Annotated in this window: 15 protein-coding genes; 13 read left to right on the top strand and 2 right to left on the bottom strand. The window is 48.8% G+C overall.

Going from position 1 to position 13494, the window contains the following annotated elements:
* Positions 1–30: 30 nt before the first annotated feature.
* Entirely contained in the window at positions 31–657 is a 627-nt protein-coding gene (lexA, locus tag DP091_RS01725) for a transcriptional repressor LexA (RefSeq protein WP_006209658.1), read from the bottom strand.
* A gap of 175 nt (positions 658–832) precedes the next feature.
* Here lexA and DP091_RS01720 point away from each other — a divergent pair, with 175 nt between their 5' ends.
* From DP091_RS01720 to DP091_RS01700, 5 genes are all read left to right on the top strand, one after another.
* A complete protein-coding gene (locus DP091_RS01720) occupies positions 833–1204 on the top strand; it encodes a LysM peptidoglycan-binding domain-containing protein (protein ID WP_113056873.1) in 372 nt (123 codons plus the stop codon).
* Between the two features lie 264 nt (positions 1205–1468).
* Complete coding sequence (locus DP091_RS01715; protein WP_113056794.1) at positions 1469–1675, top strand: DUF896 domain-containing protein; 207 nt, start codon at positions 1469–1471, stop codon at positions 1673–1675.
* A gap of 159 nt (positions 1676–1834) precedes the next feature.
* The gene (locus DP091_RS01710) at positions 1835–2359 is read left to right on the top strand and encodes a hypothetical protein (RefSeq protein WP_113056793.1); all 525 of its coding nucleotides are present in this window, start codon (positions 1835–1837) and stop codon (positions 2357–2359) included.
* A 41-nt stretch (positions 2360–2400) separates the two neighbouring features.
* Complete coding sequence (locus DP091_RS01705) at positions 2401–3192, top strand: HAD family hydrolase (RefSeq protein WP_113056792.1); 792 nt, start codon at positions 2401–2403, stop codon at positions 3190–3192.
* Positions 3193–3480: 288 nt separating this feature from the next.
* Positions 3481–3885 carry a FixH family protein gene (locus DP091_RS01700; protein WP_113056791.1) on the top strand — a complete coding sequence of 135 codons (405 nt, stop codon included), beginning with the start codon at positions 3481–3483 and terminating at the stop codon, positions 3883–3885.
* A 98-nt stretch (positions 3886–3983) separates the two neighbouring features.
* On the opposite strand, the gene DP091_RS01695 is transcribed toward DP091_RS01700, so the two are convergent.
* Positions 3984–4520 carry a cupin domain-containing protein gene (locus tag DP091_RS01695; RefSeq protein WP_113056790.1) on the bottom strand — a complete coding sequence of 179 codons (537 nt, stop codon included), beginning with the start codon at positions 4518–4520 and terminating at the stop codon, positions 3984–3986.
* Positions 4521–4689: 169 nt separating this feature from the next.
* Between DP091_RS01695 and metH the strand changes: the two genes are divergently transcribed.
* The 8 genes from metH (at position 4690) to DP091_RS01655 (ending at position 13491) form a co-directional block, all read left to right on the top strand.
* The gene (metH, locus tag DP091_RS01690; protein ID WP_113056789.1) at positions 4690–8130 is read left to right on the top strand and encodes a methionine synthase; all 3441 of its coding nucleotides are present in this window, start codon (positions 4690–4692) and stop codon (positions 8128–8130) included.
* An 86-nt stretch (positions 8131–8216) separates the two neighbouring features.
* On the top strand, positions 8217–9146 hold the full coding sequence (rnz, locus tag DP091_RS01685) for a ribonuclease Z (RefSeq protein ID WP_113056788.1): 930 nt from the start codon (positions 8217–8219) through the stop codon (positions 9144–9146).
* A gap of 370 nt (positions 9147–9516) precedes the next feature.
* The gene (locus DP091_RS01680; protein ID WP_113056787.1) at positions 9517–10311 is read left to right on the top strand and encodes a TIGR01457 family HAD-type hydrolase; all 795 of its coding nucleotides are present in this window, start codon (positions 9517–9519) and stop codon (positions 10309–10311) included.
* A 53-nt stretch (positions 10312–10364) separates the two neighbouring features.
* Positions 10365–11183 (top strand): DNA-formamidopyrimidine glycosylase, encoded by an 819-nt coding sequence (mutM, locus tag DP091_RS01675; protein ID WP_113056786.1) that lies wholly within the window; start codon positions 10365–10367, stop codon positions 11181–11183.
* Positions 11173–12021 (top strand): deoxyribonuclease IV, encoded by an 849-nt coding sequence (locus DP091_RS01670; protein ID WP_113056785.1) that lies wholly within the window; start codon positions 11173–11175, stop codon positions 12019–12021. Before mutM ends, DP091_RS01670 begins: the two co-directional genes overlap by 11 nt.
* Positions 12022–12038: 17 nt before the next feature.
* Positions 12039–12377: a cyclic-phosphate processing receiver domain-containing protein gene (locus DP091_RS01665; protein ID WP_113056784.1), complete on the top strand. Its 339-nt coding sequence runs from the start codon at positions 12039–12041 to the stop codon at positions 12375–12377.
* Positions 12374–12721 (top strand): thioredoxin family protein, encoded by a 348-nt coding sequence (locus DP091_RS01660; RefSeq protein ID WP_113056783.1) that lies wholly within the window; start codon positions 12374–12376, stop codon positions 12719–12721. Before DP091_RS01665 ends, DP091_RS01660 begins: the two co-directional genes overlap by 4 nt.
* Positions 12718–13491: an ABC transporter ATP-binding protein gene (locus DP091_RS01655; RefSeq protein ID WP_113056782.1), complete on the top strand. Its 774-nt coding sequence runs from the start codon at positions 12718–12720 to the stop codon at positions 13489–13491. Before DP091_RS01660 ends, DP091_RS01655 begins: the two co-directional genes overlap by 4 nt.
* Positions 13492–13494 lie beyond the last annotated feature (3 nt).

Raw genomic sequence — 13494 nt, 5'->3', positions numbered from 1 at the left:
AGGTAACCTCTTATTCATAGATCTATGAGATTAGTGGACATCCCGGAAAAGTCCGATTACTTTACCGAGAATCGTAACATGGTTCAGGCGCAGTGGCTCGTAGGTAGGATTCTCCGGTTGCAATCGTACATGATCCTTCTCCTTATAGAAGGTCTTTACAGTTGCTTCGTCTTCCTCTGTCATCGCTACTACAATGTCGCCATTGTCTGCAGTTTGCTGCTGGCGCACAATGACATAGTCACCGCTGTGAATGCCAGCTTCGATCATACTGTCACCGACGACCGACAACATGAAAACCTTATCGTCTCCTACATAATGCTGCGGGAGCGGGAAATAATCCTCAATGTTCTCCATGGCTGTAATAGGAACACCTGCAGTAACTTTACCAACAACAGGCACTCTGGCAATGGTGTGGGTAAACAGATTCGCGCTATCGGACTCTTCTTGGCCAAGCAGCTCGATTGCTCTTGGTTTCGTAGGGTCACGGCGAATTAGGCCTTTCTTCTCCAATCGGTCAAGATGTCCATGGACCGTTGAACTGGAAGCTAGTCCGACAGCCTCTCCGATTTCCCGGACAGAAGGCGGGTAACCCTTGCTACGAACTTCGTTGCGGATAAACTCTAAGATCGCCAGCTGGCGGCTGGATATTTTCGACATGCCGTATCAACCCCATTTAGTAACGTTTGGGAAAATTATAACATAGAACTTCCGTTCGTACAAACATAAGTTCTAAATAAAAATAGAACAAATGTTCTTTTGGGTATTGAATCAAACAAGTGTTCGTGTTAATATAAATCCATAAGAGAACACTTGTTTGGGAGATGATGATTCCATGTTGAAATACAGTACATACCGCAGCATTTATGAGAACGTTCCAGTGCAAACGATGAAGTCCCCTGAGACTTGGATCCATCAATTAAAGTCCAGAATGGCATCCATTCCTTTTATAAAGCTTTTATTCATCCTGTTGATCGTAGCTTCTTTTTGGACTGGGGCATACTCTGTTTTTGCCGGGGGGATGGACAAGCCGGCAGGGGAGAAACAGGTTATTGTTCAATATGGTGATAGTTTGTGGCGGATTGCTTCCCTTCATAAACCGGCAGATATGGATACACGAGTTTACCTGGATAGCATCCGAAGAATGAACGGATTGAAAGGTCCGGATATACAGGCCGGAGAGGTATTGTCTTTACCAGTCTGGTAATGGCATGAAACTACGAGAGGCTCTTTCCTTATATATGTCCCAACTTCTCGCTTCATATTTGTAGTCTTGCCTGATGATGTGATTTCACGCAGTGTGGCGTGTTTATAATAGACGAGTATTGAATTCTTAACAATGAGGACCCCATTTATAGGCATCATATGTTCATAATTGTTCTTAATAAGAGTTTGCAAGGGCGCTGTTGCCTTGACAAGCTCTTTTGGTCATGTTTAAGTTATACATGATATCGGAATTGGAGGAGAAGTCATGGACATCGATACTTTGGTTGAACGCATCAATGTACTAGCAAGAAAACAGAAGAGTGAGGGATTGACCGCGGAAGAGCTTAAAGAACGGGCTGAGCTTCGGGAAATCTACCTTAACAATATTCGCAGTAACTTCAGACAACAGCTGGAATCGATCGAATGGGTTGATGATAATGAACAAAAAGGCGGCCCGCGCTTAAAGCATTAGTCGATGAACGGGCACCTGGATCTACTAAGTGGATTCGGGACGATATAGAAGGATAGAATTATAATACTTGGGGTGCCGATTATTCGTGGGAATCGAATACGGTTACCCCAAGTTTATATAAATTGGTAATATTTTGAAATTGAGTCCAGGGGGAACCATATGTCACGATCATGGGAAAGAAAAGTCAATAAAAATATGTCGCAGCTCAACAAGCAGCGTAAAAAGCAGGGGCTAACCTCGTACCAAGGCTCTGCCGTTAATGATAAGCATGACGTGTTTAAAGGACGTAAGTATGTACTTCCGTTAGTGCTTGTTGCATTGGCTGGTTTGTATGCGCTTCTTGGAACGGCGACGTCACAGGCAGCCGGCGGAAGCAATGACGTGCTGAATTGGGTTGGTGTCAGCTTGTATATTCTGTTGGCGCTTATGATTTTCTTACGCAAGCCTTACTTGAAGATTGAGCGTGCTTCCGTATCCACGATGAAGTTCAATCGGGAACGTCGTTTGGCTGTATCGGATATCGAGAAAATCAAATTGTCTTCGGGCTCCGTCGTGGTTCAAGGCAAGGGGAAAGCAGGCAACTGGGTATTCTCGCGCATGATGAATCTTTATGATACGAAAGCGATGGGCGAAAGATTGGAAGAGTTCGCAAAGACTCATCAAATTCCAGTGGAGCATAATTAACAAATAAATAGATCACAGTGTATATGAGGAGTGGGAGAGACATGCCGATAGCTGCGGTTTTGTTTGATTTGGACGATACGTTGTTGTGGGATGAACGTAGTGTGGAAGAAGCGTTTGAAGTGACTTGCCAGGCCGGAGCGAACGAGACCGGCGTTGATGCCCAAGCACTGTTGGCCGCCGTACGGGAAGAAGCGAGAGCATTATATGAATCGTATGATACCTTTGCTTTTACCAAAATGATCGGAATTAACCCTTTTGAAGGCTTGTGGGCTAATTTTACGGCTGGATCGCAGCCTGAATTCAGACAGCTGCAGGAGCTGGCACCCGTATACCGCAAGGAATCATGGCGGCGCGGACTTCAGCGCCTGGGCGTTGATAATGAAACATTGGCCGAAAGGTTGGCCGAACAATTCGCTGCTGAACGAAGAACAAGACCATACGTATATGAAGAAACGTTTGAAGTTCTGAAGGAATTGCAGGGGAATGTAAAGCTGCTGCTTCTTACGAACGGAAGTCCGGATCTGCAGCAGGAGAAGCTGGACGGTGTTCCAGAACTGGTTCCTTATTTTGATCATATCATCATCTCTGGCGATTTTGGCAGAGGCAAGCCGGATGTTTCCATCTTCGAACATGCGCTCGACTTGTTAGGAGTCGAGGCGGATCAGGCCGTGATGGTGGGAGATAAGCTGACCACAGACATTAAAGGCGGAAATGCGGCTGGACTGCATACGGTTTGGATCAATCGGGTAAACCGACCTCATGATCCTTCCATTCAACCGAAGTTTGAGATCAAACATTTATCGGAGCTGCATGCCATCGTAGCATCCTTATAACCACACATTAAAGAGCTTATACACGAATACTTGGTATGCAAATGTACATAGGAACAGCCATAACTGCAGAACTCCAGAATTCTGCGGTTATTGGCTTTTTTTGTTGGTCACACGATCGAATTTCAATCTCGCCATTGGCTATGATAAACGTCACACAATTGTAAGCTGCATGAGATAGAAGTAACAGAATAATGCGATATAATGGAATAGGTAACTAAGCGAGGTTTGGAAATGACCATTACGTGAATGAACCATACATAGCCCTATATTGTAAAAGAGGTGTAGAGCATGACCCGAAAAAAGATGGCCCTAATTGCAGCTATGGTGCTGATGGCGGTTGCGCTTGCCGCATGCAATGACAGCAAGGCGGAATCCAGTGACGATGTGATGGCGGAACCCATCATCGTCGAGCTGTCTCTGACGCCGGAGAGCATTAAGGCTGGCGAGAAGGTATTGATCGAAGCGAAGGTGACGCAAGCCGGCAATCCGGTGGAAGATGCGAACGATGTGGAATTTGAAGTCACGCTGGAAGGCGGCGGCGTTCAGGCGAAGGTCCCGGTTAAGCATGATCAAGGCGGGGTATACAAAATGGAGAAAACCTTCGATGAGCCTGGAACCTATCGAATTGTTTCACATGTCACGGCGAGAGGACAACATTCCATGCCGTTAAAGGAACTGAAGGTAACGGAGTAACGCATCGCTAATAAATAAGGCAGCGCATGATCCGCAAGCGGATTGATGCGCTGCCTTATTTCATTTCCTATTCAATCAGCTTCAATGAACCCTCAGGCTTATTGGAATTGAGGATCTTCTACTGGTGTGGCTACCCAGCCGTTCTCCTCAATGAAAAGACGAACGGCGATGATCTGCTTGTTCTCCATCAATGTAAAGAAGTGAGGCGTGTTTTCCGGTACGGAGATGACATCGCCTGGCTCAAGCTCTACATTAAAGTAACCGACATCGTCGGAGCCCTTAATGATGAAGATACCTTTTCCGCCGACAATCGCACGGATTTCATCTTCCGAGTGGGTGTGAACCTCTTCGAATTTTTTCAGCAGGTCCTCTATATTAGGCGTGGACTCGGAAAGTGTGATGACATCCCAGATTTTGTAGCCGCGTCTTGCAGCCAAGTCACGAATTTCTTCATCAAAGATGTCCAAAATGCGCTTCTTATCGTCATCAGTCAGCTTGAAATTTTCTTGAAGCGCTGCCGGGAGTTTTTCCATATTCCAATGCTCGTAAACAACCTCTTGGTTATTCAGGAATTCCCGAACATTCTCTTCCCCTGTAATGCGTTTGTTCGTGTTGCGAATCACAATCTCTGCCATAGCTTTAACCCTCTTTCTCCCGTTGGATTAATATGTATTATAGCCCCCCTCACAGCATTTGTCATCTGCAAATGTTGATTTATACCCATTGCAACGCAATATTTCGGCTTTTCTATTGAAAAATATTCTGATACACTAAGATTTAACGTTTTCGGGGGAGGTTTATGAGTTGAACAAGCCTAGCTTACAAGAAGTACTCAAAGAACGAATATTAATTCTTGATGGTGCCATGGGCACAATGATCCAGCAGGAGGACCTCTCAGCTGAAGATTTTGGCGGTCCGGACCTTGACGGCTGTAATGAAATGCTGGTCATTCATCGACCGGATGTCATTCAGAAAATACATGAACAATATCTTGAAGCAGGTGCCGACCTGATTGAAACCAATACGTTTGGCGCAACCTCGGTTGTGCTTGCTGAATACGATATACCTGAACTTGCCCGAGAAATTAACCTGAAGGCGGCTCACTTGGCCCGCGCAGCGGTTGAAAAATATTCTACGCCGGACAGCCCGCGTTATGTGGTAGGAGCGATGGGGCCGACAACCAAGACGCTTTCGGTTACCGGCGGTGTGACCTTTGCCGAATTGATTGAGAGCTACGAGGAGCAAGCCGTTGCCTTGATTGAAGGCGGCGTTGATGCGCTTCTGCTCGAAACATCGCAGGATACATTAAATGTGAAAGCCGGGAGCATCGGGATCCGCCAAGCGTTTGATAAAACGGGTGTCACGCTCCCGATCATGATCTCCGGAACGATCGAGCCAATGGGCACGACGCTGGCGGGACAAAATATTGAAGCTTTCTACATTTCATTAGAACATCTGAATCCCGTATCCATTGGCCTCAACTGTGCAACGGGCCCGGAATTCATGCGTGACCATATTCGCTCCTTATCCGAAATGTCGAGAAGCGCGATCAGCTGTTATCCCAACGCGGGTCTCCCGGACGAGAACGGGCAGTATCATGAATCACCTGAATCGTTGGCTCAAAAGATGGGGGCTTTTGCTGAAAAAGGCTGGCTTAACATTGCCGGCGGATGTTGTGGGACAACGCCCGACCATATTCGCGCATTAAAGCAAACGATGGATGGCTTCTCTCCACGACCGCTGGATGGTGGACATTTGCCGGCATTATCCGGTATCGAGCCGGTATATATCGAGCAGGAAAATCGACCGTATATGGTCGGGGAGAGAACCAATGTTCTGGGTTCCAGAAAGTTTAAGCGTTTAATTGTAGAAGGTAAATACGAGGAAGCCTCCGAGATCGCCCGTGCACAGGTCAAGAATGGCGCGCATGTCATTGATGTGTGCGTACAGGATCCGGATCGTGAAGAATCGGAAGATATGATTAAGTTCCTGGAGCTTGTAGTTAAAAAGGTTAAAGTGCCGCTTATGATCGATACGACGGATCCCGCAGTAATTGACTTGGCGCTGCAATATTCGCAAGGGAAAGCGATTATTAACTCCATTAACCTTGAAGACGGTGAAGAGAAATTCGAGCATGTGATCCCGTTGGTCCATAAATATGGTGCCGCGGTTGTCGTTGGAACTATTGATGAGACCGGTCAGGCAATCCATCGTGATGACAAACTCAAGGTGGCTCAGCGTTCTTATGATCTGTTGGTGAACAAATATGGCGTTTCGCCAGAGGATATTATTTTCGACACACTTGTATTCCCGGTAGGTACGGGGGACGAGCAGTATATCGGATCAGCCAAGGAAACGATTGAAGGCATCCGCATAATAAAAGAAGCCATGCCAAAAGTGCATACCATTCTCGGTATCAGCAACGTTTCCTTTGGATTGCCGGAAGCGGGTCGTGAAGTCCTGAACTCCGTGTATCTGTACGAATGTACGAAGGCCGGATTGGATTACGCAATCGTGAATACGGAGAAGCTGGAGCGTTATGCCTCGATCCCTGAAGAAGAGCGTCGCCTAGCCGAGGATCTGATTTACAGAACCAATGATGAGACGCTGGCGGCTTTTGTCGCGGCATTCCGGGATAAGAAGGTTGAGAAGAAGGTTAAGGTATCCAACCTGACGCTTGAGGAGCGACTTGCATCCTATGTGGTGGAAGGTTCCAAAGAAGGGCTCATTCCGGATCTGGATGAAGCGTTAACCAAATACGGCGCGCTGGAGATCATTAATGGACCTCTGATGGCCGGGATGACCGAGGTTGGACGTTTGTTCAACAACAACGAACTGATTGTCGCGGAGGTACTGCAAAGCGCCGAAGTGATGAAGGCCTCCGTGGCGTATCTCGAATCCTTTATGGAGAAAAACGAGTCGTCGGTCAAAGGGAAAATCATGCTTGCCACCGTGAAGGGGGACGTGCACGATATCGGTAAAAACCTGGTGGAGATCATCTTATCCAACAATGGTTATCAAATCATTAATTTGGGTATAAAAGTACCACCGGAGCAAATTATCGAGGCATACCGCCGCGAGCAGCCCGATGCTATCGGCTTGTCCGGTTTGCTCGTGAAGTCCGCCCAACAGATGGTATCCACCGCGCAGGATTTGAAGAACGCGGGCATTAGCGTTCCAATCATGGTAGGCGGGGCGGCTCTTACACGGAAATTCACGAAGACCCGCATTCGTCCCGAGTATGACGGCATGGTGCTATACGCGAAGGACGCCATGGATGGTCTTGCGTTGGCCAACCAGCTTAGCGATCCGGTCCAGCGGACGAGAATCGCGGAAGAGATCAAGGCAGAGCAGGAAGCTGATGCTGCAGCTCCGCAAGTGGTTAAAGTGATGCCGAAGCTGTCAGAAGGACTGCGCTCCAAAATTTCGACCGATGCTCCTGTATATTTACCGCCGGATATGGAGCGGCATGTGCTCCGGAATTATCCGATTTCGCATATTCTGCCATATATCAACATGCAGATGCTATTAGGACATCATTTAGGTCTGAAAGGTTCTGTGGAACAGCTGCTTAAAGCCAAGGATCCCAAGGCGGTATCGCTTAAGGAAACCGTTGATGGTATTCTGGAAGAGGCCATTCAAACGGGGATCATACAGGCGCATGCGATGTACCGTTTCTTCCCGGCACAGTCTAGAGGAAATGACATTCTCATATACGATCCAAAAGATGCAACAAAAGTGTTGCATACCTTTACGTTTCCGAGACAGCAGGTTGAGCCGTACCTGTGCTTGGCGGATTTTCTGAAATCCGTAGACAGCGGGGTTATGGATTACGTTGGATTCCTTGTCGTTACAGCCGGTCACGGCGTCGGAAAATTGTCCGGGGAATGGAAGGACAAGGGTGACTATTTGCGCTCCCATGCACTTCAATCGGTCGCACTGGAAACGGCAGAAGGGCTGGCGGAGCGGATTCACCATATGATGCGGGATACGTGGGGATACCCAGATCCGGCAGACATGACTATGAAACAGCGCCTGGGTGCGAGATACCAAGGCATTCGCGTATCCTTCGGATATCCGGCCTGTCCGGATCTGGAGGATCAGGAACCGTTATTTAAATTGATGCAGCCAGAGGATATCGGCGTTCATCTTACCGAAGGTTTCATGATGGAACCGGAGGCATCGGTATCCGCTATGGTGTTCAGCCACCCAGAGGCTCATTATTTTAACGTGGATAAAGCTTAACATTTGAATACCGGTTCAGCCGGTTTGAAATCCTCCGAATGTTTCGGGGGATTTCTCCGGTTTACCACCGAAAGGGGAGAAGAGGGATGGAACTCTATTTTCTAGGAACAAATGCGGGGGTTCCTACGCTGCAGCGTAACGTGACCTCGATTGCACTGCGTTTGCTGGAAGAACGAAGAAGTCTGTGGCTGTTCGATTGTGGAGAAGGCACGCAGCATCAAATATTGAGATCCCCGCTCAAGCTGTCCAAGCTTGAGAAGATATTTATTACCCATATGCATGGTGATCATGTGTTCGGTTTGCCAGGTTTGCTGTCCAGCCGAGGTGCCCAAGGGGTAACTTCACCCCTGACGATATATGGTCCCCCAGGTATAAAGCCATTCATTGAAACTGCGCTGAGCATCAGCCAATCGCGCGTACCCTATACCATGGAGGTCATTGAGCATACCGGGGGCGTGTTGTTTGAAGACAATCACTTCCTCGTGGAATCGGCAAAGCTGGATCACAGGGCCGAGAGTTACGGCTACCGTATCGTGGAGAAGGATCTTCCCGGCAGTCTGGACCTGAAACGGTTGGCGGATTATGGACTCAAGCCAGGGCCGCTTTATGGCAAACTGAAAAGAGGGGAAAGCGTGGAACTCGGTGACGGACAATGGATTCATGCCTCAGATGTGCTCTTGACACCGAAAAAAGGGAGGGTGGTCACGATTCTCGGGGATACAAGGCCATGCCCTGGGGTGGAGATTCTGGCCAAAGGCGCCGATCTGTTGGTTCATGAAGCCACTTTCATGGAGGATCTGTCTGAACTCGCGCACGAATACTATCATAGTACGGCTAAACAGGCGGCAGAAGCAGCGAAACGGGCTGAGGCAAGGCTGTTATTCCTGACCCATTTCAGCTCCCGATATAAGGACATAGAGCATTTGCAGCCGCTGCTCAAGGAAGCGCGGGAGATTTTTGCGAATACACGCTTGGCAGAGGATTTTGGCCTGTATCCTATCCAGCGCCAATCATGAGCTGACATAGCTGTTATTCACAGGGGATATCGAGTAATTGAGTGAATTATTTTCCGGGAAAGCGCAGGAAATGACAAAGCGGTTAATAATCACTAACGCTTGGACAGTCTTCGATCTCTTTCGACTATTTAGCTGCCGGACCGAAGAGCAGTCCACGAACCTTGCAACCGGAAGTAGCCTTCTTTACAATAATACTAACCGGGGTTTCTACGTAAGCAAACTTCTGCACAGGGTATGAACCATGGTTATACATATCTATTTCGATATATGGCGATGAATAACGAGCACGGTGATGCCGAGCATGCTAATACTTTAATTAATGAATCATTTATGGCGTGAAGGAAAGAAATAAAGAAGGTGCTATCAATTCATGGAAAAACCAAAACCAAAAGGATTGCTGATTGACCTGGATGGAACGCTGTATCATGGCCGTTATCGGATTGAGGGAGCAGACCTTCTCATCGAGCGGCTGAAGGAAATGCAGATCCCGTTTCTGTATGTAACGAATAACTCATCACGAACACCGGAGCAAGTGGCGGCGCATCTGATGGAGATGGGAATCCCCGCCTTGCCGGAGGAAGTATGCACCTCCTCCCTGGCTGCTGCTAAATATATCGCTGAGGAATCGCCGGGTGCCAGAGTGGCGATGCTTGGCGAAGAGGGACTCCGTGAAGCGCTCTTGTCTGCAGGTCTGAACATCGTGGAGCAGTCCCCTGAATATGTCATTCAAGGAATCGACCGCTCGTTCCATTATGATAAGTTAACCCGTGCCGTTCGCTGGATTCAGGAGGGAGCCGTGTCGATATTGACCAATCCGGACTTGCAGCTCCCATCGGATACCGGCTTGATGCCCGGTGCAGGTTCGCTGGGCGCTGCGATCGAAGCCGCTTCCGGTGTGAAACCGACGGTCATCGGAAAGCCGTCATCGATATTAATGAAGTTTGCTTCGGATCGCCTTGGTTTGGCTCCGGAGGACATTTATGTTATCGGAGATAATATACGAACGGATATCGCAGCTGGCGTGCATGCCGGCTGTAAAACGGTGCTCGTTATGACCGGAATCACGACGGATCTCAATATGGAGGCGCATATGGAAGCCACGGGTGTCACTCCGGATTTTATATGCCGTAATTTAAGTGAAGTGAAAGATCTGCTGTGTTCATAATATGCGAGAGTGTACATATAAACTTTTGTGATTGACGAAAGGGAAGATGAATCATGCCGGAACTGCCGGAAATGGAAAATTACCGAAGATTGTTATCACAGAGCATTTTGAATGTCCCGATCACGAATGTCGTCGTGAATCGTGAAAAATCACTGAATGTGACGGTTGACGAGTTTACTTCCGTGTTAAAGGGAAGCAAGGTCATTTTTGTGGAACGTAGAGGCAAGCACCTCATATTCCATTTGCATAACGGAGGCAGACTTCTGCTTCACCTCATGCTGGGCGGCATACTGTATTTAGGGCATAAAGATGAGGAGCGCCCATCAAGGTCGACCCAAGTCGAGATCACCTTTGGTGATCAGGTGCTGTATTTCATCGGTTTGCGTTTGGGTTACTTGCATTTCTTAACAGCCAGAGAGACGGAAAATGCGCTTAAAGAGCTTGGTCCTGAACTTCTGGATCGGCGAATGACCAAAGCGCGCTTCGTGGAACGGATCGGAAAACGGCGGGGCGCTTTAAAAACTACGCTGGTCAATCAGCAGGTTGTCGCCGGGATCGGTAACTGTTATGCGGATGAGATCGCCTTCGATGCCCGTATTCACCCGCTGTCCAAAATCCAGGATTTATCGGAGCAGTCTTTAGAGCAGCTATACGAGAGTACCGTTAAAGTGATGCGCGAGGCGACGGATGGCGGCGGATATATGGAAATGCCGTTTCAGGAAGGGGATACCCTAACGGGGGCTTACAACGACGAGTGCAAGGTGTACGATCGCGAAGGAGAGCCTTGTGTTCGCTGCGGTACCCCGATCGTGAAGTTGGAGCATACCTCGCGCAAAGTGTTCTTTTGTCCGAACTGTCAGCATGAAGTCTAAAGTCCGAATTGGGAGCCATGTCAGCACACGGGGCGGATTTCTCGCAGCAGCCCAGCATGCAGCCGGGATCGGTTCACTAGCCTATCAGTATTTTCCGAAAAATCCGCGCAGTCTTCACTTGAAGATGCCGGACGTCCGCAACGCCGCCGCGTGCTTCAAGTTTTGTCAGGAACAAGGACTCGTTTCGATCGCGCACACCCCATATCCGACGAATATGGCGGTTGGCTTAACCCGGGGCGAAGAGTTTTACCAGTTGACCGTAGATTCCCTTAAGAATGATCTCATGATTGCCGAGGCTTGCGGATCGCTGGGTATCGTGGTTCATTTTGGGCATCTCAAGAGCCAGGATATCCTTGAAGGGTATCAGAATATTATCCGCTGCATGAATGATGTGTTGTCTTCCTGGACGGGAAGGGCTAAGCTGCTGATCGAGAATCAGGCGGGGGATCATGGAACTATGGGGATGACGCTTGAAGAAAGCGTGAAGGTCAGACAGCTTGCTGATTATCCGGAGAAAATAGGCTTTTGCCTGGATACCTGCCACTTGTTTGCCGCCGGGGGTTGGGATATTTCGAATACGGAGGAGCTCCTAGCCAGGGGCAAATCGCTGGCCTATTGGGAATCTACCGTTGCCGTTCATTTGAACGATTCGAAATATGGGGCCGGCTCAAGAAAAGATCGCCACGCCCGCATCGGACAAGGTATGATAGGTACAGAAGCTCTGAAACGCCTGGTTCTGGCGCCGGAACTTGCAGGCAAGGCATTTGTCCTGGAAAGTGAAAAAGGGGCTGACGGCACGCATCGGGAAGACATCGCCAAGGTGCTGTCCTGGTCCTGATTAAGGGAGAGAGTAATATGATTCATCTGTATTTAGACGACTGGCGCCCCAATCCAAAAGGATTTGCGCTGGCACGAAACGGGGAAGAGTGTTTGCTGATGCTCCGTGAATGTGAAGTGGATGTTCTGTCCCTTGATTTTGAATTGGGACATGGCCAAATGAACGGCGGAGACGTGGTTGCAGCCATGATCGCCGAAAATCTGCAGGCCCGAGAAATATTTTTGCATACCTCAAGCCCATCTGGCAGAAGAAAAATGTATGAGCTGCTCTATGAGCATATGCCGGAAAGCGTCCGGGTTCACAATGGACCGATGCCGGAATCCGTTCTGCGGGAAGTCGCCCAGGGTTCAAGATGATAGAGGTAACGCAGCGTGAATTGACGGAGAGGCTTGAATGGCACGAGCGCCTGACGAAACGGGATGCGAATGCGGACCCAGTCATCGTATTTTTACATACGCCATTCTGCGGCACATGTGCCGCTGCGCGTAAAATGATCAACATTGTAGAACATGTGGTGCCGGATGTACAACTGCTCGAAGCCGATGTGAACTTTCTTCCGGACATTGTGGAACGGTATCAAATCCGCAGTGTTCCTGCATTGCTGGCTATTCAGTCGAGTCCCCTCCCCGCACCGGAAGTGCTGTACCGGATGGGTTCCGTGCAGGATATCGTGAGTTTTGTGAGGAGCGTGAAGCCATGATTTCGCTACAGCATTTGTCGCTCGTCAGAGGGAGCCGTCAGATTCTGGATGATGTTAGTATCGAGATGAAGCCGGGACAGAACTGGGCCGTCTTGGGCAGGAACGGATCAGGCAAAACGACGCTGCTGGAAATGATGACAGGATATATGTTTCCTTCCAGCGGGCGTGTTGAGGTCCTTGGCCATGTTTACGGACAATGCGACGTTCGTGAGGTCCGCAAATCGATCGGTTATATTAGCCAGTCGTTATTGGAGAAATTGACGCTGAGCGACCCGGTCTGGGAGGTTGTGGCAACAGGGGCTTACGCCTTTCTGCGCTTTTACCAAGACATACCGGAAGAGGCCAGGAACCAGGCCCATGCCCTGTTGAACGAAATGAATTTCGGCCATCTGGCGGAGCAGCCTCTCGGGATGTTGTCACAGGGTGAACGTAAAAAGGTAATGCTGGCACGCTCCCTCATGGCCGATCCGAAGATTCTGATTATGGATGAACCGTGTGCGGGTCTGGATTTGTATGAACGGGAGAAGATGCTGCAGGAGATTGACAAGCTGAGGCAGCGCGAAATTACGGTTGTGTATGTCACGCATCATATCGAGGAGATTGTCCCTTTATTTACTCATGTGGCGCTCATGAAAGACGGCCGCTTAACAGGTGCGGGAACAAAAGAAGACGTATTAAACCATGAACTTATCAAACAAACTTATGATATCGACGCTCAGCTGGAATGGGACGGCGGACGTCCCTGGATCAAAGTTATTTCTGGAGGTTAATCC

Origin of the sequence: Paenibacillus sp. MDMC362, from assembly GCF_003269305.1 — a bacterium.
Lineage (GTDB): Bacteria > Bacillota > Bacilli > Paenibacillales > Paenibacillaceae > Paenibacillus_AQ.
The sequence above is the reverse complement of the archived record's forward strand: the minus strand, read 5'-3'. Positions and strand labels throughout refer to the sequence as shown.

Coding starts and splice junctions, on each gene's coding strand:
- DP091_RS01710 (WP_113056793.1), top strand. CDS start 1,835: ATGTCACGATCATGGGAAAGAAAAGTCAATAAAAATATGTCGCAGCTC.
- DP091_RS01655 (WP_113056782.1), top strand. CDS start 12,718: ATGATTTCGCTACAGCATTTGTCGCTCGTCAGAGGGAGCCGTCAGATT.
- DP091_RS01715 (WP_113056794.1), top strand. CDS start 1,469: ATGGACATCGATACTTTGGTTGAACGCATCAATGTACTAGCAAGAAAA.
- DP091_RS01695 (WP_113056790.1), bottom strand. CDS start 4,520: ATGGCAGAGATTGTGATTCGCAACACGAACAAACGCATTACAGGGGAA.
- rnz (WP_113056788.1), top strand. CDS start 8,217: ATGGAACTCTATTTTCTAGGAACAAATGCGGGGGTTCCTACGCTGCAG.
- DP091_RS01665 (WP_113056784.1), top strand. CDS start 12,039: ATGATTCATCTGTATTTAGACGACTGGCGCCCCAATCCAAAAGGATTT.
- DP091_RS01700 (WP_113056791.1), top strand. CDS start 3,481: ATGACCCGAAAAAAGATGGCCCTAATTGCAGCTATGGTGCTGATGGCG.
- lexA (WP_006209658.1), bottom strand. CDS start 657: ATGTCGAAAATATCCAGCCGCCAGCTGGCGATCTTAGAGTTTATCCGC.
- DP091_RS01705 (WP_113056792.1), top strand. CDS start 2,401: ATGCCGATAGCTGCGGTTTTGTTTGATTTGGACGATACGTTGTTGTGG.
- DP091_RS01680 (WP_113056787.1), top strand. CDS start 9,517: ATGGAAAAACCAAAACCAAAAGGATTGCTGATTGACCTGGATGGAACG.
- mutM (WP_113056786.1), top strand. CDS start 10,365: ATGCCGGAACTGCCGGAAATGGAAAATTACCGAAGATTGTTATCACAG.
- DP091_RS01670 (WP_113056785.1), top strand. CDS start 11,173: ATGAAGTCTAAAGTCCGAATTGGGAGCCATGTCAGCACACGGGGCGGA.
- DP091_RS01660 (WP_113056783.1), top strand. CDS start 12,374: ATGATAGAGGTAACGCAGCGTGAATTGACGGAGAGGCTTGAATGGCAC.
- DP091_RS01720 (WP_113056873.1), top strand. CDS start 833: ATGTTGAAATACAGTACATACCGCAGCATTTATGAGAACGTTCCAGTG.